This window comes from Lysinibacillus zambalensis, from assembly GCF_040183165.1.
GTDB classification, from domain to species: Bacteria; Bacillota; Bacilli; order Bacillales_A; family Planococcaceae; genus Lysinibacillus; species Lysinibacillus zambalensis.
In genome coordinates this window covers 162,365-183,765 of sequence record NZ_JBEGDG010000004.1, presented here as the reverse complement: position 1 = coordinate 183,765, position 21,401 = coordinate 162,365, and the positions used below count along the sequence as shown (strand labels likewise).

General features: G+C 37.7%; 20 protein-coding genes. 1 reads left to right on the top strand and 19 read right to left on the bottom strand.

Translation table 11 applies throughout. The annotated features are described in order from the left end of the window. Window positions 1-99 precede the first annotated feature (99 nt). Window positions 100-495, top strand: coding sequence for a sigma-w pathway protein ysdB (locus tag ABNX05_RS07990; protein WP_079561567.1), 396 nt, complete (start codon window positions 100-102; stop codon window positions 493-495). A gap of 80 nt (window positions 496-575) precedes the next feature. Here the strand turns inward: ABNX05_RS07990 and ABNX05_RS07985 are convergent, their stop codons facing one another. The 19 genes from ABNX05_RS07985 to ABNX05_RS07895 all read right to left on the bottom strand — a co-directional run bounded on the left by ABNX05_RS07985 (window position 576) and on the right by ABNX05_RS07895 (window position 21,366). Then, a complete protein-coding gene (locus ABNX05_RS07985) occupies window positions 576-836 on the bottom strand; it encodes a DUF1294 domain-containing protein (protein WP_349659231.1) in 261 nt (86 codons plus the stop codon). A 93-nt stretch (window positions 837-929) separates the two neighbouring features. Then, window positions 930-1,289, bottom strand: coding sequence for a 50S ribosomal protein L20 (gene rplT, locus ABNX05_RS07980; protein WP_053592414.1), 360 nt, complete (start codon window positions 1,287-1,289; stop codon window positions 930-932). 58 nt (window positions 1,290-1,347) lie between these two features. After that, window positions 1,348-1,548 (bottom strand): 50S ribosomal protein L35, encoded by a 201-nt coding sequence (gene rpmI, locus ABNX05_RS07975; protein ID WP_004226312.1) that lies wholly within the window; start codon window positions 1,546-1,548, stop codon window positions 1,348-1,350. A 31-nt stretch (window positions 1,549-1,579) separates the two neighbouring features. After that, the gene (infC, locus tag ABNX05_RS07970) at window positions 1,580-2,083 is read right to left on the bottom strand and encodes a translation initiation factor IF-3 (RefSeq protein WP_024363824.1); all 504 of its coding nucleotides are present in this window, start codon (window positions 2,081-2,083) and stop codon (window positions 1,580-1,582) included. Between the two features lie 864 nt (window positions 2,084-2,947). Beyond that, complete coding sequence (thrS, locus tag ABNX05_RS07965) at window positions 2,948-4,879, bottom strand: threonine--tRNA ligase (RefSeq protein WP_349659230.1); 1,932 nt, start codon at window positions 4,877-4,879, stop codon at window positions 2,948-2,950. Window positions 4,880-5,397: 518 nt separating this feature from the next. Continuing rightward, window positions 5,398-6,336, bottom strand: coding sequence for a primosomal protein DnaI (gene dnaI, locus ABNX05_RS07960; RefSeq protein ID WP_349659312.1), 939 nt, complete (start codon window positions 6,334-6,336; stop codon window positions 5,398-5,400). Window positions 6,337-6,338: 2 nt separating this feature from the next. Beyond that, a complete protein-coding gene (locus ABNX05_RS07955) occupies window positions 6,339-7,721 on the bottom strand; it encodes a replication initiation and membrane attachment family protein (RefSeq protein WP_349659229.1) in 1,383 nt (460 codons plus the stop codon). A 15-nt stretch (window positions 7,722-7,736) separates the two neighbouring features. Next, the gene (gene nrdR / locus ABNX05_RS07950) at window positions 7,737-8,207 is read right to left on the bottom strand and encodes a transcriptional regulator NrdR (protein ID WP_049667519.1); all 471 of its coding nucleotides are present in this window, start codon (window positions 8,205-8,207) and stop codon (window positions 7,737-7,739) included. A gap of 196 nt (window positions 8,208-8,403) precedes the next feature. Then, on the bottom strand, window positions 8,404-9,426 hold the full coding sequence (locus ABNX05_RS07945; protein ID WP_349659228.1) for a glyceraldehyde-3-phosphate dehydrogenase: 1,023 nt from the start codon (window positions 9,424-9,426) through the stop codon (window positions 8,404-8,406). Between the two features lie 620 nt (window positions 9,427-10,046). Further along, window positions 10,047-10,640, bottom strand: coding sequence for a dephospho-CoA kinase (coaE, locus tag ABNX05_RS07940; RefSeq protein ID WP_349659227.1), 594 nt, complete (start codon window positions 10,638-10,640; stop codon window positions 10,047-10,049). Between the two features lie 13 nt (window positions 10,641-10,653). Next, the gene (gene mutM / locus ABNX05_RS07935; protein WP_349659226.1) at window positions 10,654-11,526 is read right to left on the bottom strand and encodes a bifunctional DNA-formamidopyrimidine glycosylase/DNA-(apurinic or apyrimidinic site) lyase; all 873 of its coding nucleotides are present in this window, start codon (window positions 11,524-11,526) and stop codon (window positions 10,654-10,656) included. Between the two features lie 12 nt (window positions 11,527-11,538). Further along, window positions 11,539-14,166, bottom strand: coding sequence for a DNA polymerase I (polA, locus tag ABNX05_RS07930; RefSeq protein WP_349659225.1), 2,628 nt, complete (start codon window positions 14,164-14,166; stop codon window positions 11,539-11,541). A 207-nt stretch (window positions 14,167-14,373) separates the two neighbouring features. Continuing rightward, window positions 14,374-14,805, bottom strand: a complete 432-nt coding sequence (locus ABNX05_RS07925) for a DNA polymerase I (RefSeq protein ID WP_349659224.1) — start codon at window positions 14,803-14,805, stop codon at window positions 14,374-14,376. A gap of 659 nt (window positions 14,806-15,464) precedes the next feature. Further along, window positions 15,465-16,475, bottom strand: a complete 1,011-nt coding sequence (gene hflC, locus ABNX05_RS07920) for a protease modulator HflC (protein WP_349659223.1) — start codon at window positions 16,473-16,475, stop codon at window positions 15,465-15,467. Then, entirely contained in the window at window positions 16,475-17,479 is a 1,005-nt protein-coding gene (gene hflK / locus ABNX05_RS07915) for an FtsH protease activity modulator HflK (protein WP_349659222.1), read from the bottom strand. The genes hflC and hflK overlap by 1 nt, the downstream gene beginning before the upstream one ends. A 180-nt stretch (window positions 17,480-17,659) precedes the next feature. Next, window positions 17,660-18,373, bottom strand: coding sequence for an LrgB family protein (locus tag ABNX05_RS07910; RefSeq protein WP_349659221.1), 714 nt, complete (start codon window positions 18,371-18,373; stop codon window positions 17,660-17,662). Next, window positions 18,370-18,738 (bottom strand): CidA/LrgA family holin-like protein, encoded by a 369-nt coding sequence (locus ABNX05_RS07905; protein WP_349659220.1) that lies wholly within the window; start codon window positions 18,736-18,738, stop codon window positions 18,370-18,372. Before ABNX05_RS07905 ends, ABNX05_RS07910 begins: the two co-directional genes overlap by 4 nt. 379 nt (window positions 18,739-19,117) lie before the next feature. Beyond that, complete coding sequence (gene pnpS / locus ABNX05_RS07900; RefSeq protein WP_349659219.1) at window positions 19,118-20,653, bottom strand: two-component system histidine kinase PnpS; 1,536 nt, start codon at window positions 20,651-20,653, stop codon at window positions 19,118-19,120. Continuing rightward, complete coding sequence (locus ABNX05_RS07895; protein ID WP_079561585.1) at window positions 20,650-21,366, bottom strand: response regulator transcription factor; 717 nt, start codon at window positions 21,364-21,366, stop codon at window positions 20,650-20,652. Before ABNX05_RS07895 ends, pnpS begins: the two co-directional genes overlap by 4 nt. Window positions 21,367-21,401 lie beyond the last annotated feature (35 nt).

Genomic DNA, 21,401 nt, shown 5'->3' with positions numbered 1-21,401 from the left:
TTCTCCTAAATTTCTTAAAAATATTTATATAAAGTGAAACTAATTGTCCCTTACAATCGTATAGGAAGGAATAACCTTTCTTCAAGGGGGAAATTAAAAATGTTGCCGTTACTTATTCGTCTTGCTGTTATTACGCTTATTATCTATGTATTTTATAAAGCGATTCGTTATATAACCGATCCTAAGCGAAAACTTGATGAGGCCTATGAAAAAGGCCAATATTATTTTTATGATGACGTCAAAAATGTCCGGAAAAATTTCTTCATCTCTTACAAGGGTGCTCTTTTCGAAGGTGAAAAATACCTCGGCACGACTGAAGATGCCTTTGAAGTTGTGACGATTTTCGTTGGCGCCCGTGACGCCGCTACACTGCAAGGTTTTACGAAAAAAGACTTTGTATACTTACAGCAAGAAATTCTATTGAACTATCCGAGCGCAAAAATAAATTGGAAGCAGCCCATTGAAAAGCTTATGCACAACACATCCTCAGAATGAGGATGTGTTTTTATTTATCGGAACATTCTCAGGTTTTATCGGAATCTTTTTGTGATTTGTCGGAACATTTTCCGGTTATATCACCATAATTGTACTAGGATAAAAATTTGAATAGCTGCTAGCATTGGGAAACCAAATGCAAAGCTGTTATGTCGTGTTTTATGACGGAATAAATACATTCCTAGCACGCCACCTACTGCACCTCCAGCAATTGCTAATGTAAATAGTGAACGTTCTGCAATACGCCATTCATGTTTTTTTGCTTTTGATTTATCCATGCCCATCATAACAAGCAGGACGATAGAAACAATCGCCATATACGCTAATAATGCCTGTCCCATTGAATACTCCTTTAAATTTTCTATTTACTACTACTCTAACACAAAAAAGACTGACGGATAAATCCATCAGTCTTTCAATAACTTTGTCAAAAATTACTTAGCTACTGCTTTTTTTGCAGTGTCTGCTAATTGAGTGAATGCTGCTGCATCAGTTACAGCTAGGTCAGCTAACATTTTACGGTTAACTTCGATACCAGCAACTTTTAATCCGTGCATTAAACGGCTGTATGAAAGACCGTTCATGCGAGCAGCTGCGTTGATACGAGTGATCCATAATTTACGGAAATCACGTTTTTTCTGACGACGGTCACGGTATGCATATTGACCTGACTTCATTACTGCTTGGTTAGCAACTTTATATAATGTATGTTTTGAACCGTAGTAACCTTTAGCTAATTTCAATACTTTTTTACGACGTTTGCGCGTCACTGTTCCGCCTTTTACGCGTGGCATATGAATTACCTCCTGCTTTTCATTAAAAAATGAATATTAGTTATTTTGTGTTGTCAAATTATTTCATGTAAACAAGTAATGATTTGATGCGTTTGAAGTCACCAGATGAAACGATGTTTGCTTTACGTAGGTGACGTTTTTGTTTTGTAGATTTGTTTGCGAATAAGTGGCTTCCATAAGCACGGTCATATTTTAATTTACCTGAACCCGTTTTTTTGAAACGTTTCGCAGCTCCACGGTGAGTTTTCATTTTTGGCATGTCGAATTCCTCCTAAACTGTTCGTCTAATATTATTTCTCGTTCTTTGGTTGAAGAACTAAGAACATGCTTCGGCCTTCCATCTTCGGTTTTTGTTCAACCGTCGATACTTCAGCACAAGCTTCAGCAAAACGATCTAACACACGTTGACCAATGTCTTTATGTGTAATCGCACGACCTTTGAAACGTAAGCTACATTTAACTTTATCACCTTTTTCAAGGAATTTAATCGCATTACGTAGCTTCGTTTGGAAATCATGCTCATCGATTGTTGGGCTCAGACGAACCTCTTTCATTACGATGACCTTTTGATTTTTACGAATTTCGCGGTCTTTCTTTTGCTGTTCAAACTTAAATTTACCATAGTCCATGATACGAGCGACTGGCGGCTTGGCTTGAGGGGCCACAAGGACAAGATCCAAGTTTACACGAGTGGCGATTTCTAGCGCTTCGTTACGTGTCTTTACACCAAGCTGGTCACCATTGTGATCGATTAATCGAAGTTCACGTGCGCGAATGCCTTCGTTTACATACATGTCTTTGCTAATAGTAATCCACCTCCAAGTAGTTGTCGCGAATACATGGTTTGGGCAAAGTCTTGCCCGGTTGAACGGTACATCATCTTGTCATGTCCATAAAAAAAGGGCGGACACTTTGAAGATGTCCGCCCGCTATATGTGCATGCGCAAGTCTACGCAAAACAATTCAACGTGTCATACCTGTTCACAGCCCAAGAGCGTTGTATCAGGTGAGAAGCGGGCAGCCTCTACTTCAACCACAAACTTTGTATTCATTAACCTTAACTATATTAACATGTACTTTAATATGCTGTCAAATGTTTTTTAGCTTATTTCTAAAACAATTTCGCCTTGGCGTAATTGCGTCCGGATTTTGAATTGTGCCAGCACAATTCATTCCTTTCAAAATCCGTGACATCCGCCGGAGGATTTATCTTCATTTAGTATGAGTTTGGATACACACTAAAAAGGAACCACATACCCATTTATCTCTACACCTTTAGAAGTGGGAATCTTCTTCTGAATGAAGATAAAGTAACCTAAAAACTTTTAATCTAAACCATTATAGTGGTTATCATCCTGATGTGAGGTCGTTGATTTCCGTTCCGGCTGGGCGCTTTGTTGCTGCCGCTTCGCTTTCGCACAGGTAAAACATTTGTTGCTGCCGCTTCGCTTTCGCACAGGTAAAACATTTGTTGCTGCCGCTTCGCTTTCGCACAGGTAAAACATTTGTTGCTGCCGCTTCGCTTTCGCACAGAACAGAGCTTCCTGGGGGCGTCCGATGCGCTACATGGTCACATCTGTGACGCCAATCCCCCATGGAGTCGTCCAGTCTTCACTTCAATTAACTTATATCAACCATCATGCTAATAGAAGTTAAAATTATTTTGTAATTTCTGCTTTAATGTTAGATAAGAAGTCTTGGAAGCTAATTGTTTCTGAATCTTTTGAGCCGTAACGACGTACGTTTACGCCAGCAGCCTCTACTTCTTTATCTCCGATAACAAGCATATACGGGATTTTTTTCATTTGTGCTTCACGAATTTTGTAACCTAGTTTCTCTTCACGGTCATCCATTTCAACACGTAAGCCTGCTGCAGTTAATTGCTCTTCAATTTGTTTAGCATAATCAAAGTGTGCTTCGTTTGAAACTGGAATGACTTCAACTTGTACTGGTGCTAACCATGTTGGGAATGCACCTTTGTATTCTTCGATTAAGAAGGCAACGAAGCGTTCCATAGTTGATACTACACCACGGTGAATAACAACTGGACGATGTGGTTTACCATCTTCTCCTACATAAGTTAAGTCAAAGCGTTCTGGTAATAAGAAGTCAAGCTGAACTGTTGATAAAGTTTCTTCTTTACCAATTGCAGTTTTTACTTGCACGTCTAGTTTAGGACCGTAGAATGCCGCTTCACCTTCAGCTTCAAAGTAATCTAAGCCAAGCTCATCCATTGCCTCTTTTAACATGCTTTGTGCTTTTTCCCACATTGCATCGTCGTCGAAGTATTTTTCAGTATCCGCTGGGTCACGGTAAGATAAACGGAATGAGTAATCATTTAAATCGAAGTCTTTGTAAACTTCTAAAATTAACTGTACTACTTTTTGGAATTCCACTTTAATTTGGTCTGGACGAACGAAAATATGTGCATCATTTAAAGTCATCCCGCGTACACGTTGTAAACCTGAAACAGCACCTGACATTTCGTAACGGTGCATTGTACCAAGCTCAGCAATACGTAATGGTAGGTTACGATAAGAATGCTTGCTGTTTTTGTACACCATCATATGGTGAGGACAGTTCATCGGACGCATAATTAATGTTTCATTGTCCATTTCCATTGGTGGGAAAATAGAGTCTTGGTAATGATCCCAGTGACCAGAAGTTTGATACAGCTCTTTAGAACCAAGTACTGGTGTATAAACATGCTTATAACCAAGAGATAATTCTTTATCTACAATATAGCGCTCAATAACACGACGGATTGTCGCACCGTTTGGTAGCCATAGCGGTAAACCTTGACCAACTTTTTGAGAAGTTGTAAATAACTCTAATTCTTTACCGATTTTACGGTGATCACGTTCTTTTGCTTCTTCAAGCATTTGTAGGTGATGTTTTAATTCTTCTTTTTTAAAGAAAGCTGTACCATAAATACGTTGTAGCATTTTGTTATCTGAGTTACCTCTCCAGTAAGCACCAGCTAATGAAAGAAGTTTAAACTCACGAAGCTTGCCAGTTGATGGTGCGTGGATACCACGGCAAAGGTCGAAAAATTCACCTTGATGGTAAATAGAAACTTGCTCATCTGCTGGAATCGCTTCAAGTAATTCTAATTTATATTCATCGCCGATTTTTTCATAGATCGCTTGTGCTTCTGCACGGCTAACATTTTTGCGCTCTATCTCTAGGTTTTCAGCGATAATTTTTTTCATTTCTTTTTCGATTGTTGGTAAGTCTTCAGCAGTGATTGGAGTTGGTGAATCGATATCGTAGTAGAAGCCACCTTCAATAACTGGACCGATACCAAGTTTAACATCTGGGTATAAACGTTTAATCGCTTGTGCTGTTAAGTGCGCAGTAGAGTGACGTAAGATTTCCAGTGCTTCCTCATCATCCTGAGTAATAATTGAGATTGTTGCATCCTCTTCAATTGGTGTTTTTAAATCGACTAAGACACCATTTACTTTACCCGCATATGCTTTTTTACGAAGTCCTGGGCTAATCGATAATGCTACGTCATCAGTAGATGTGCCTTTTGCAAATTCCTTTACAGCGCCATCTGGGAAAGTTAATTTAATCATATCTGACATTTTTCTGCACTCCTTATAGTTTTGTTGTGATGCATGATTGAAGTCAAAGAATCCCCGGAATTGATCCTCATTCAATAGGTGTTTGGACACTCACTGAAAAGGAACTACATCCGCATTCGTTCACCACTATTTTCCACTGAACGAAAATAAAAAAAGCTCCGTCCCTACGAAAGGGACGAAGCGTATGCTCGTGGTTCCACCCTTCTTCCTTCCGACTTTTTATAGTCAGACGAAGCTCAAGGCTAGCTAACGGGCTAGGGACCGGCGAAAGATTATCCCTTTCGCTGCTCAGCAGGTAGTAAATAATGTGCTCAAACTAGGAAGCTTACAGCCAATGACTTCCCTCTCTAAAAGCCTTACACAAAATTCATGTCCTCATCAATGCATTTGATCAATTATGCCTCGGCATAATCCGAAGGCTTTAACTTTTTCAGTAAGTGTTTGGACACCAGTTGAAAGAAGTTAATTATTATATGTGACAGTATACGCTCGATTGTCATAAAATGCAACTGCCAATCTTACATACGTCTATTTTGCCCGCCCATTTTAATCGGCTCTGTCAAGGCTTTAATACGTTCCATAACACGTCCAGCCTTCACGACTTCTATGTCACCTTTTTGTGACTGTCCTAAATGATGCTCCAACTCATCGTAATTAAAATTAGATGTAATGAATGTTGGCAATTGCTCTGCCATGCGGTAATGGAAAATAGTCCCTAAAATTTCATCTCGCGTCCAAGCAGTCATTGTTTCGGCTCCTAAATCATCAAGCATTAGCACTGGTGCCTTTTTCACATAGTCTATTTTTTCATTCAATGTGTTATCGCCAATTGCATTTTTCATTTCTCGTAAAAATTCAGGCACAAAAACTACAACTGACTTTACTTTAGCCTTCGCAAGTTCATTAGCTAATGCGCCTAACACAAAAGATTTCCCCACTCCAAATTGACCATACAAATAAAAGCCTTTAGAAGGCAAATTCCCTGTATCTAGTACATTTTGAACAAAATCAGCCGCACGGTTTGCAATGTCAACACGTGTATGATCATCAATAAATAAATCACTTATAGTAGCTTGTAGCACATCCTTTGGCATATGCATACTTGCTATCATATTAGCAACATCACGGCGCTCATCTTCACGTATCTTTTGCTCGCATCGTACATAATCAATTTCAACAGTACTCCTTACTACACGTAAAGTAGGTAAAAAACCTTTTAAGTAATTTGTACAATTTTCTGTATTGTCACAGCCACAGCAGACTGTAGATTGACTAATAAATTCATGGAGCTTCGGTAAATTACGTTCAACCGCATCATAGCTTAACTCATCCATATGTTCAGCTAAAAACTCTTGCACACGAGGGTTTTCTAATATTTCTTTACGCATCGCTTCATATCGTTCTTGAAATGATGGTACCTTAATTGCTCTTTTTAATGGTCCATTAATCGGTTCGATTGTCATTCACCTACCTTATTTTGAATATTACCTAATTTTTCCAGTATCTTTTGTCTTTCCTTTTCAAAATCAGTAGTGCCAGTATTTGTTGTATCTTTTAATACTTCCTCTGATTTTTCATTACGCTTATAAAACCAATCTGGTACTTTTTCCTCTCGGCGATTTTTTGTGTAAGAGTTCTTTTTTGCCGAAGACTGGGGTTTATTTTTCCACGTAGTGTACTTATCATGTTCTTTACGTGCTAGCTCCATTGCTTCTTTTGCTGTTTGAATATTTTTACGTACCCAATGATCCGCAATCGTTTCCACATATTTCTTAGGTAGCTTCATATCAGTTGTTAGCATTACATATTCCAGAAGAGCATTAACAACCCCTACCGGCATTCCATGCTGGACAATTAAACTCTCTGCAAGCTGTACGGAGGTCTGTAGCGGTTCTTTGCCATTATTGATATCTCGCAATACTTGCACTGGTGGAGTCGTCTCTAAATATTGCTGAAGCTCCTGGTCCTTTGTTTTTTGGCCGGGTTCTTCTACGGATGACGGCTCAGTCACTCTAGCAAGCTTTGGTGGTTCTTTTGATACCGTTAGCTTATAAAAATCCGCAGCGGCCTTACGTAAACGTTCCAATGAAATACCTAGATCATCATCTAATGCCAGAATTACTACCTTTTGCATATCGAGTACCGTTAAGCGATATAAAAATGCTAATTTCGCTATTGTTTCACGCACCTCAAATGTTAGTAGGCTTGCCGGGACTAATTGCTCCGATAAGCCCGCTTGCAGTAGTTCAAAGTCAAACTGGTCAAAATAAAACGGATATATCTTTTGCTGTGTATCCTTACGACTAGTATCTGCATGTAAATCATCTGGAATCCTTGTACTTACAGGCTTAAAAACATCTATGAAGGCACGTGATACATCTTTAAATTCTGCATCTCTTGTAGATGGAATAAAACGTTGACGTAACTTCCGATAAGCTTGCTCCCCAATTTTACTAAATAAAAACATCGACAGCAGTGGGTCTTTCATAAAACTATCCGCATCAAGTGGACGTATCAGCTCATATAAAAAGCTCCGTTCGCCATCATCTTCTTTTTTCCATGTGTGTAACAGGCCAATTGCTTCAAGCGCAATACGTGCCTCAAATACTTTGCCAATAGGAAGCCCTAACACATTCATTAAATAATAATGTGTCATTTGCTGCTTTGGCATTTGCTCAGCCTCTGCCCATAATGTTAAATAAAGGCTGATTGGTTCCGCTCCAATTAAAGGCTGATAAAATAGCGTTACTAATTGACGTTCCTGCGTAGAAAGTGCATGAGGTAGACGAATGTCAAAAGAATCAGCAGGCTGTAATTCCTTATACAAATGGATCAACGTCATTCCCCTCTCTATTCCCTATAATTTCTGCTCTGTTTGACGTTGGATAATTTCTTTAATTTCTTCAATAAAGACATTGATATCCTTAAATTGACGATATACCGATGCAAAGCGCACATATGCAACCTCATCGATTTTCGCTAAGCGATCCATTACCATTTCCCCTACATCCTCAGATCGGACTTCAGAATTCCCAATACGGCGAAGATCTTTTTCAATAGACATTACTAGTCCTTCAAGAACTTCAAGAGAAACAGGTCGTTTTTCGCAAGCACGAATAAGTCCACGAAGTACCTTTTCACGGCTAAATTCTTCTCGTGAACCCTCTTTTTTCACTACAACTAACGGTGTCTCTTCAATTTTTTCAAACGTTGTAAAGCGGAAGCCACATGACTCACATTCACGACGTCTACGAATTTCTTTATTATCATCAACTGGCCTCGAATCCACAACACGCGTTCCGTTAAATTGGCAAGATGGACATCTCATATAATTACTCTCCTGATTTCACAACATTTTAGTATTTCTATTATAACAAATTTCCTATGTATAAGAAAAGCGCATTGACGATAGTGTGCTCATGATAAGCCTTGAAAGCAGAAAGTACAAGCATAGATTTTACAATCTAATACAAAAAGCACATTGAAATCACTCGGATTTCAATGTGCTCAACATATTTGCTTGGTTATGCATTAACCGTTTCTAATGCTTTTGCCACTTTTTTAACAAGATCTACAACGCGTGCTGAATAACCCCACTCATTGTCGTACCAAGCAAGCACTTTCACTTTGCGGTTACCCAATACCATTGTAGAAAGTCCATCTACTGTTGAAGAGTAAGTTGTTGTATTGTAATCAGAAGATACTAGAGGCTCAACTGAGAAGTTTAAAATACCTTTCATTGGACCTTCAGTAGCTGCTTTAACGAATGCAGCGTTGATAGAATCTACAGTTACATCAGTATTTAAATCAACTACTAGGTCAACTAATGATACGTTTGGTGTCGGAACACGAAGTGCCATACCATGAATTTTGCCTTCTAATTCCGGTAACACTAATTTCAATGCTTTTGCAGCACCTGTAGATGTTGGAATGATAGACTGTGCGCAACCACGTGCACGACGTAAATCTTTATGTGGATTGTCTAGATTCTTTTGGTCATTTGTATAAGCGTGAACTGTTGTCATTAAACCGTTTTCGATACCAAATGTGTCATTTAATACTTTAGCAACTGGTGCTAAGCAGTTTGTTGTACAAGAAGCATTTGAAATAACATCATGTTTTGTGATATCAAGTTTCTCATCATTTACACCTAAAACAATTGTTACGTCCTCGTTTTTACCAGGTGCAGTTAAGATTACTTTCTTCGCGCCTGCTTCTAAGTGCATTGCTGCTTTTTCACGATCATTAAATTTACCAGTTGCTTCAATAACGATATCCACACCCATTGTTGCCCATGGTAATTTTAATGGGTCGCGTTCGCTAATAATTTGAACACGTTTACCATTTACGATTAAAGCATCGCCTGCAGGCTCCACTGAACCCTCGAACGTTCCGTGATTTGTGTCATACTTAATCAAATGTGCTAACGTTTCAGCTGAATAGCTGGCGTTAATTGCAACGATATTTAAACCTTCTTGTACGATCGCTTGGCGGAAAACCATACGTCCGATACGTCCGAAACCATTAATAGCAACTGATACTGTCATTTATAAAATCCTCCTGTGAGTGCAAACTCAGATTAATTATATACTTTATGGTGATTAGTATAACACAATTTCAAAAAAGATGAACATTATATATTCATAATATTAAAGTTCTTATTTTCTGAAAAATAAAATCGCCTAAATTAGTCCTTATTATGGTATAAACTCACAAAAAAATGCATAGCAAAGTGTTTTTGCTATGCATCCATGTTTTTAAAACACAATAACGTCTATGAAATAGGGTGTCATATTAAATATAGTATGGCTCTTCGGCAAAACAAGGGGTTGATTTCCGTTCCGGCCGGGCGCTTTCCTGGGGGCGTCCGATGAGCCGCTTCGCTTCGCTGCAGGGTCTCATCTGTGACGCTAATCCCCAAGGAGTCGCCTAGCCTCCACTCCAATCAACCACTTCACAAAGTGTATATCTTCTGGCATATCACTCTAATTTACAGTGATGAAACTTCATAATAATATTTTTCTGTGTGAAAGCGTAGCAGAAGCAATAGCAGATGCACAATATCGGTCTCTGTTATAAGTCTATTCTTAGATTGTGTTGAGAAAAAAATGATGCGTAGCAATATGTCATTGCTACGCATCGAATGAATTTACAGATTTTTAATTAATTATAATACGTCCCAAGATGTCAGGATTTTTTTCAGTTGTTGCTCTGTTTGTTCTAATTTTTCATTGTTGTAAATAACCGCATGAGCACCTTTTTCTTTGACTGACATTGGTAACTGAGAATGCATTCGGGCTAGTGCATCCTCCTTTGATAAGTTGTTACGCTCCATTAATCGACGTAGCTGTACCTCTTCACTAACCGATACCACAATAATGCGCTCAACAAAATGCTGTAATTTATTTTCAAATAAAAGTGGAATATCCATGACAACATGCTTTTCTCCGTCCTCTATATACGCATCACGCTGGCGTAACATTTCCTTACGAATAGCAGGATGCATAATATCATTTAACATTTTACGCTTAACAGGCTCGTGAAAAATAATATCGCCCAGCTTAGCACGATTTAAACTCCCGTCTTCTAGCAATATATCTTGTCCAAAATTTTCAACAATTAGCTTTAAAGTCTCCGTTCCTGGTTCAACAACATCACGCGCTACAATATCTGCATCGACAATTGGTAAACCAAGTGCTGTCATCATTTTTACTACTGTACTTTTTCCGCTCGCTATACTTCCTGTTAGTCCGATAATCATAGTTAAATCCCCTTTAATGTTGACAATTTGGGCAAAAGACTGATGTGCGCCCACCTATCGTCATTTGGCTCGTTGCAGTTCCACACGTTGGACACATCTTCTTCCCATACATTTGCAGTCGATTCTGCATACTTCCTGCCTCACCATTTATATTACGATAATCTGAAATTGTTGAACCTCCTGCCTCAATGCTTTGGCTTAAAATAGCGACAATCGCCTCGAACAATTCACGTTTACGCTTTTCACTAATGCGGTTCATTGTACGGGCCGGATGAATTTTTTGCGCAAATAATGCTTCAGTTGCGTAAATATTACCACAGCCCGAAATGACTTGCCCATCCATAATTACATCTTTAACGGCCTTTTTCTCATATTTCGGCAACTTTGATTTCGCAATAAAATAATCACATGCTATTTCATCGAATGGCTCTGGTGCCATTTTTGTTAATGGTGCATGATCCTCAATTTTTGTTAAAAAACGTAGTTCACCAAAGCGGCGTATATCTGAATAAATTAAATAGCCACCATCTACCATTTGAAATGTAGCATGGATATGCTTTTTAAATTTCACCTCTTGGATTTCCTCAGGCGAATTTACCACAAACCAAGCACCTGTCATCCCTAAATGGCTAACAAGCACATAAGGGACATCTTCCTTCAGTAAATGAAAGAAGATGTATTTAGCTCTTCGTTCAATTGTTGTAATCGTCATTTGAGACAACGTTATTTCAAATGCATCAGGCTCAGCTTGCTTCACGATACATTGCTTTCCTTCCCCAAAGGAAAAACGAATAATTTCAGATAGTTGAACTTGTTGAATTGTCCGCCCTTCAATTTTAGGTTTTAATGCCTGGACGACACCTTCAACCTCTGGTAATTCAGGCATTTTAACCTCTCCTTATTTTGCTTCGTACCAAGTTGCACCGTAGTTAAAATCTACTTTTAATGGTACTGAAAGCTCGATTGCGTTCTCCATAACTTCTGGTACTATTTTTTCAAGCAATGCAATCTCCTCTTTAGGTGCTTCAAATATTAATTCATCATGCACTTGTAAAAGGATTTTTGCCTGCATATTTTCTTTTTTCAAACGAGCATCCATATCAATCATTGCTTTTTTAATAATATCAGCTGCGCTTCCCTGAATTGGTGTATTCATCGCAGTACGCTCTGCAAAGCTTCGTAGATTGAAATTCGAGCTCGTAATGTCAGGTAAATATCGACGTCTATTTAAAATCGTTGTCACATAACCATTAAACTTCGCATCTTGGACGATATCATCCATGTATTGTTTTACACCTGGGAAACTTGCAAAATATTTCTCAATAAATGTAGCAGCTTCCTTACGAGTAATATCCAAGTTTTGCGATAAGCCATAATCACTAATCCCATAAACAATACCAAAGTTCACCGCTTTTGCAGCGCGGCGCATATTACTATCGACCTCATCTGCTGAAACATGGAATACATCCATTGCTGTACGTGTATGAACATCCATACCTTCACGGAAAGCTTCGACTAAATTTTTATCATTCGACATATGGGCTAATACACGCAATTCGATTTGCGAATAATCGGCAGAAAATAATATCCAATCTTCTTTCGATGGCACAAATGCCTGACGAATTTTTCGCCCTTCTTCTAAACGAATCGGGATGTTCTGTAAATTCGGATCCGTAGAGCTTAAACGCCCTGTAGCTGTTAATGCTTGCTGGAATCGCGTATGCACCTTTCCATCCTCTTTATGGATTTCCTTTAATAAGCCTTCGATATAAGTTGACTGTAATTTTCCTAGCTGGCGATATAAAAGAATATGCTCAATAATCGCATGCTCTGGTTTTAATTTTTCCAATACATCCGCTGCAGTGGAATAACCTGTTTTCGTCTTTTTAATAACAGGGAGACCAAGCTTATCAAAGAGGATAACGCCTAATTGCTTTGGTGAATTAATATTGAAGGTTTCTCCAGCTTCAGCATAAATTGCTTGTTCAATAACAATTAGTTTGTCATTTAATTCCTGACCCATTTTCTCTAATGTGGCACGATTGACCGTAATCCCTTCACTTTCCATTTCTCCTAAAATAGAAGCAAGCGGAAGTTCTAAGTTCTTATAGAGCTCGAACTGTTCATTTTCCTTTAACAATGTCTCAAGCTTTGGCTGTAAAGACCACACAGCAAAGGCTTTGCGGCTAGCATGCTCAGAAAGTGCATCTATAGCTGGTATAGCTCGTTTTACCCCTTTACCATAAACGGCCTCATTTGCCTGCACATTACGATAGCCTAGTTCTTTTGCAAGAGTTGCCACATCATCCCCACTTAGGGCAGGGTTATTAATATAAGAAGCAAGCAATAAGTCAAATTCCACACCAGCTAAACGTATTCCCGCACGTTTTAACGCAGCTTGAGATGCTTTTGAATCAGACATATACTTTATTTTAGTAGCATCTTCTAACCAGAGACGCAGAACATCTGATTTAGCCGCAAGATCAAATGGCACGTACATTGTTTTCGCTCCATCTGTTAATGCAATACCTAGTTGCTGGCAAGTATGATAATGCTCGTCCTCTAACTCCAAGTGCACTGCCATTACATCTTTTAAATGCTCTTGCTTTACTTCTTCCAAAATTTCATAGTCAAAAGGTGCCTGTTCCTCTTCTTGGACAGTAAAATCACTTTTTTCTAGTAGTGATTTAAAACCAAGCTCTTGCCACACACTAATTAATTCTTCCTCATTCGGACCATTGTAAGCAAGATCAGAAAGTGTTATATCAATCGGCGCTTTTGTAAAAATAGTAGCTAGCTTTTTACTCATTAGTGCCTGTTCTTCATTGGCAACTAATTTTTCTTTCATTTTAGAAGCCTTCACTGTATCCATTGCCGCATAAAGCGACTCTACTGAACCATGCTCTTTAAGTAATTTAACAGCCGTTTTTTCACCGACACCTGGTACACCAGGGATATTATCTGAAGAATCCCCCATTAAACCTTTCATATCAATAATTTGTTGCGGCGTTAAGCCATATTTTTCTGCAATAAAAGCAGGTGTATTTTTTTCAATTTCAGTAATACCTTTTTTCGTAATGTATACTGTTACTTGCTCAGTCGCGAGCTGTGTTAAGTCACGATCTCCTGATACAACGATGACATCCATATCCTGAGTCGAAGCTTCATTGGCAAGTGTCCCTATAATGTCGTCCGCTTCGTACATTTCAAGCTCATATCGCTTAATACCATAAGCATCGATAAGCTTACGTATATAAGGGAACTGCTCAGATAATTCTGATGGAGTCTTTTGTCGACCACCCTTATATTCCGTATATGTTTCATGACGGAAGGTTGTCTTACCCGCATCAAAGGCAACCAAAATTTTCGTTGGTTGCTCTTCCTCCAATATTCTTTGTAGCATCGTTGTAAAGCCGTACACTGCATTCGTATGAATTCCACTTTCATTCGTCAATAATGGTAACGCAAAAAAAGCGCGATATGCTAAACTATTGCCGTCCAATAATAGCAATTTTTCCTTTGTCATGATTTTATCCTCCTGCGTTTTCGTCTTCTTAATTGTAAAACGAAAACGTATGTTTGAAAATGCCTCTTCCTTTTACTTTATCGAGAAAACGGTTATTTTACCAATCATAACGTTGTAAATCACCAAATTTTCTACAGCAATAGATAAACGTATGTTTGACTACACACAAAAAAAGCCAATCACTTATTGTAATTGACTTCCCCGTCGTTATTTACCAACTTTATTTGTTTTTTCTTTACGATAGAAAATTTCTTCATATATGACAGTCAAAATAAAGGCATTCATAAAGGCAAACACTAAAAACATTGGCATACCGCCCAGCTTTGGATGTGTAAGCTCTGTATCGAAAACCATTACAGCGCTGATTTGTGCTAAAAAGAAAATGAAGCCAATCCCTACTTGCCAAATAGGACGCTTAACTTTTCGCTTTTCATACAAAAATATTTTTTTAAATATTTTTCGTACATCCTCAGCAATGACTAAACTTAATAAAAACAAAATAACAAAAAATACTGGTATATGATAAACACTTTTTGTGATCCATGCAAAATCTGATAGACGGAAGAAAAGTGTAAATAACGATGCAATACTACAAGCTATTCCTAAATTTTGGAGCCACTTACTAATTTGCAACTTCACAACTATTACCCCCATTTTTTATTTTTCAACATTATCATTCTATCAGATAATAGTCATATACGAAATACAAAATTATAAATTTCTATCATTTTCATAACATACCATCGATAAATGATAGATTTTTATAAAAAATACGATACAAAATTCAAAACCTCAAAACCAGATCATAACTGCCTATCACCGTAAAGTCGGGTTGAATTCCGTTCCGCCTGGGCGCTTTACCGATGTTGGTCACGAAGGCGTTATCACAGGATATGATGCTTTTAGCCTTCGTTCCTCGATTGTTGATCCCCAAAGAGTCGCTCAGTCTCCACTTCAATCAACTTATATTAAAATTGCCATTCATTAAATAATCCTTGTAAAAACTCGTAACCAGTATTTAAAAATATCATACAAAATGTATTGCTAGTTTTATGTAAGGAGTAAAAAAGCCGTCTCAAAAAATTGAGACGACTTCATATATTTATCCCTGCAAGGATAATAATATTATTAACGGGCAGTAATTTATCTATACCAAAAGCGAAGCGTCAGGTACAAGACTCCCACCTCAAAATTCACGAAAGCAAAGAAATTAAGCGGGAGATTAACTGCCAATAAAGCCCGATTGATGAAGACTAATAATCAGTGGGGGTGAAGAAACTACCCCACTGATTAAAGTTTCACTTTATATAGCCAGATAATATTTTTGCATACGGTGAAGTGGATGGCAAAATAATGACCGTTTCTTCACCTATAGTTTTCTTATATGATTCTAATGTCCGGTACAATGAATAGAATTCAGGGTCTTGAGAGAATGATTTATTGTAAATTTTCGCAGCTTCTGCTTCACCTTCCGCTTGAATCAATGCTCCATCCTTTTTCGCTGTTGCGAGCATTTCTTGAACCTGCTGATCTGTTTGAGCTTCAACACGACGTTTCTCAGCGTCACCTTCAGATAAATATTTCTGTGCGATTGATTCACGATCCGAAATCATATTCGTAAACACGGATTGCTCATTCTCAGTGGGCAAGTCAATACGACGAATACGAACATCTACTACTTCTATTCCATATTTATCATTTGAAAGTAACTCATTGACACGTGCAGTTACCTGATCATTGATACTCCCACGTGAAGAACCTTCATCATTAATAATCGCCTTATATTCTATTCGACCAAGCTCTGAACGAATAACTGAATAAATAAACTCTTCCATACGTGATTCAACTTTTTCTATTGTTCCTGCATTTGAGATTAATTGCTTTGGATCAGTTATATGCCAAACTGCATAATTATCAATAATAATTCGTTTTTTATCCTTTGTATTAATTTCTTCTTCAGAAACTTCATATGTCATTTGGTTTTTTGGTAGCCTCGTTACGCTTTGAATAAACGGAACCTTTATTTTCAAGCCGGGCTCACTCTGAAATTTCACTACTTCTCCAAACTGTCTAACAACTGCGTATTCAGATTCTTTAACTATATAAACATTAGCAAATAATATAATGGCAATAGCAATAACGGATGTTAATGTTACAGCAAGAGAAATATATTTTTTCGGATTCATCGGGCCTTTTTTCGACATTTTGACCACATTATCTATAGTATCCCCTTCTTTTGGAGCAGTATTTTTGGATTTACCCGATAAAAAATTCAGGAATTTTTCAAGATCCTTATTTTTTTGATCCATTAGTTACCGCTCCCTTCTTTTTTCTCTTTTGATGTTTCTTGTGTCGCAGGTGTTTCTTGTGTTGCAGGTGTCTCCTGTTTTGCAGGTTGCAATGCTTGAAGAGGCAAGTATTTCATTGTATTACCATCATCATTCATAATATAAATTTGTGCTTTAGGTAATACATTTTCAAGTGTTTCCAAAATTAAACGTTCGCGAGTAATTTGTTGATTACCTTTATATTGCTCATACATTTTATTAAAGACAGCAACATCCCCTTGAGCCTGCTCAATACGTGCTGTTTTTTCACCTTGAGCCTTCGACATAATTGCATCCTTCTCACCTTCAGCCTCGCTAAGTCGCTGATTCTTATATTTTTCTGCTTGATTAATTTTTGTATTTTTCATTTCACGTGCGTCTGTAACAGCTGTAAAGGCTGCTCGCACATCTGCATTCGGTAACTCAACATCCTGTAGTTTTACCCCTAAAACACTTATACCAATATCGTATTTTTCAACAAGAGAAACGAGTAAATCTCGTGATTTGGCTTCTATGTCCGCTTTCCCTTCAGTTAACGCAGCGTCGATGTTGGAACTTCCGATAATGGATCGAATCGCACTCGACGTAGCGCTATGTAATATTTTTTCTGGATCTTGTGAGCTGAATAAATACTTTTTCGGTTCTGTAATTTTCCATTGAACGACAAGGTCTGTTAATACAATATGTTCATCCCCTGTAATCATTTTCGTTTCAGCATCATAAGTTTCCAATTCCCCATCTTCATTTTGCTTATAGCCAAACTTTAAACTAAATGTTTCCTTTGATAAAACCTGAACCGATTGTACGGGCCAAGGTAATTTAAAATGTAAACCTGGTTCTGTAACTGTATTATCAGCACGACCGAACGTAATGACAACGGCTTGTTCTGATTCATCAACCGTGTACCACGATGTAAATACCGCAATAATTGCAACAATGCCGAAAATGCCAAGTCCCACCATCATTAGTGACCTTTTCACACTCATGTCTAATCCTCCCTTAAACTTAGTACTATTGTATACGGGACACTTACTTAAAAGTTTCAAAATATTTTAATAAACTACTTTTTTATTTTAGGCAGTTTTACATAAGGAACAATGTAAAGATCATCCATTTTTTTTGCGCAGTCTCTATCTTTAATCCGCAAAAAAATATCCCGTTACCATTTAAGGTAACAGGATATTGACAACTAGATGTTCAAACGCTGGGAAAAAGGTTGTCGATAATACAATGCTAATTAATGCGGCTACAATCATGGCCAGACTTGCAAAAGTACCTTCCAACTCACCAAGTTCAAATGCTTTAGAAGTACCTGTGCCATGCGCCCCCATTCCTAACATTAGACCTCTAGAGGATGGTCGATGGAAACGACATACTTTAATCACTAACGGTGCTATTAGACTCCCTAAAATACCAGTTACCATAACGAAAACAGCGGTAAGTGTAGGAGAGCCACCAATCATGTTGGAAATATCCATTGCTATTGGTGTCGTAACTGAACGTGGAACTAAGCTATGCACAAGTTCATTATTTAAACCAATTACTACAGCAATGATAAATGAAGATGTAATGGCAACGGCTGAGCCTACTGCAATACTTAGAAAAATTTCAAAAGCATGTTTCTTTAATAGATTAAAATTTTTATAAATTGGTACCGCAAATGCAACTGTTGCTGGTCCAAGTAAATTTGATAAAATACCGGCTCCTGCAGTATAGGATTTATAAGATGTACCCGTTAGTAACAAAATGATAATGACCACTAACGGTGTAATCAATATAGGTGATAACCATTCCTTCTGATACTTTTTATAAAACATTTTACAAATATAAAAAACTGCGATAGTACCTAGTAGACTTACTATAGCGGTTAAAAAGCTCATGCAGTATCACCTTTCTTTCGTTGCCCTAACAATTGTGCTGTGAAACCTGTTGCAAACATAACAACGATGGCACTCAATACAATTACAAGCACAGCTTTCACACCTTGCACACCGAATAATGCAGTATAATCGATTACTCCGATAGCAGATGGAATGAAAAATAGTAATAGTTCACTAAGTAATAAACCTGCACCTAGCTCAATCCATTCAAGCTTAATAAAATGAAACTGCAATAGTAAAAACAATAAGACTAGTCCAATTATGCTCCCTGGAATCGGCAAGTGAAGTAGGCGTGCAATACTATTCCCAACAAATAAAATTACATAAAGATAGCCGATTTGCACGATACTTTTGACGATTTTCATGGTCATCCTTCTTTCAATTTTTTATCTTGTAACGCTCACTAATATAGATTACATCTAGATAAAGTGTGCTAATTAGCTGACCGTACAAGCCCGATTGGTTCAACTAAAAAGACACTTCTTATTAGTTGAACATTATGCTACTATACTTTACACCTATTTGTGTTACGTGTAAAACAGAAAAAGAATCTATTACCAAAAAGTTTGGCAATAGATTCTTACTATTGTGGCGATAATTAAGCAACAAATAAAAAATCTAATTTATATTTAAATAAAGATTTTTTGGCTATTTTATAGTCTTAACAATTTTATAAGGGGGGTTTCTACTAACAAGTATAAGACCCCATTGTGAATCTAAAATTATGCTATTGTAAAGAATTCGTTAATTTTTCGGAATCATAACAATCATTTTTGTTCCTACACCAACTTCACTTTCTACCTGAATGCGACCATGGTGCGCCTCTACTAAGTGCTTCACAATAGCAAGTCCTAAACCGGTTCCCCCAGAATTCCTGCTTCGCGCACGATCCACACGGTAAAAGCGTTCAAAGACACGAGCAATTTCATGTTTTTCAATTCCTATACCTTGATCTTCTATTTCAAGAATGCCGTACGTTTCATTTTCCTTTAAACGAATCGTAACGGTTGTATTTTCTGGAGAGTACGTAATAGCATTGGTAATTAAATTAGTGACAATTTGAATAATGCGATTGGCATCACCCATAACTTGAACATCACGCTCTATATCAACATAAAAGCTCATATTTTTTTCATCCAGACGAGGACCTGTCAGCTCTGCCCCACGTATAAGCACATCTTGCAAGCCCATCGGCATAATATTAACGGTAAAACCATGCTGTTCAATTTTCGATAACTCTAGTAAATCCTGTATAAGCATCTGCAGACGGTTACTTTCTTTATAAATGATTTCTAAAAAAGATAGGAGCATTTTTTCATCCTTATACGCACCATCCAGTAATGTTTCAGAAAAGCCTTTAATAGATGTAATAGGTGTACGCAATTCATGAGATACGTTTGCTACAAAGTCCTTACGAATTTGCTCTAAACGAACAAGCTCCGTAATATCATGCATAACGATAACGACACCAAGCCAACGACCATGATCCCCTATAACAGGTGCTCCGTACACTTCCTTATTATACAGCTCCTGTTGGACCTCCATTTTAATTTGTTGTCGATAAGGCATTTCCGTTAGAAACACATGATCAATAAATTGCTCTAGTGATTTTGGTAAACCAATTGTACGAAAAACTTTCCCTTGTACATCGTCAATTTGCATACCGAAACGCTCTAAAAATACACGGTTCACAATGGATATATTTCCTTCACGTCCTATCATCATGAGGGAGCTTCCCATGTTTTCAATTAACGTTTTAAGCCGTTCCTCTTCTACCTCACGAATCGTCGTAATATCCTGTAAATTACGCGCTAAAATATTGATGGAGTGACTAAGCGGCATCATGCGTTCATGCTCATTTTCATGGGCACGAGCACGATAATTTCCTTTCGCCAGCTCAAGTGCAGTATCTGTCACGTTATCAATAGGAGCAGTGAAATTTCGAATCATATAGCGACTTACAATAGCCATTAACATCAGTGCTATGATAAAAAGAATCGCTAGCACTACATAAAGTCGCGCATGAACAGTCGATAATAAAGAATCTTTTACCTCAATGTTTTGCGCAGTATATAGTGCCTCTTTATCTTCCTTAGATAGTTCAATCATTCGTTCGTCTAATACTCGGTTAATAGATTCTTGCATCTCTACATTAGCCTGTTCGTTGTACTGTTCTATATAAACAGGAAAAAGCTGACCTATTACAATCATTAGGACAGCTAATATCGTTCCAAGCAATAGCATGAATGTCAAGAATAAGCGATTGCTCATTGATTTCATGTCGTTTTGGGCTCCTCGAATTTATAGCCAAGGCCGCGAATTGTTTTGATGAATATCGGCTTACGGCTATTTTCCTCGATTTTATCGCGAAGGTGGCTTATATGCACATCTACAATTCGAGTATCGCCAGCAAAGTCATACTTCCATACAGCACTTAATAGCTGATCACGTGTTAAAACACGGTTTTTATTTTCAAGTAAATAAATGAGTAGTTCAAATTCTTTTGGTGTAAATTCCAGTGCTTCATCCTGTAAAAACACTTCAAAACGCTCTGGAAAAACACGTAATTGTCCAAATTCATACATTTTCTCTTGTGACCCATTCTTATCTTCAGCCACTACATTTTGTGTAAAACGTCTTAAAACAGCCTTTACCCGCGCTAATACTTCGCGTGGACTAAAGGGTTTCGTCATATAATCATCTGCTCCTAGCTCTAGACCAAGTACTTTATCGAACTCGTCATCCTTTGCTGTTAGCATAATAATAGGTGTATTCATACGTTGTTGACGAATTTGTTTACAAACCTCCATACCATCAAGTCTTGGAAGCATCAAATCTAATAAAATTAAATCTGGCTGTAAGTCAATTGCCTTATCCAGACCCTCTTGCCCATCTGCAGCTGTTTCGACAACATATCCAGCCTGCTCTAAATTATATTTCAATAATGTCGCAATAGAAAATTCATCTTCTACAACTAAAATCGTTTTTGTCATGTGTAATGCCTCCGTTAGTGATTTGAAACCCCCAT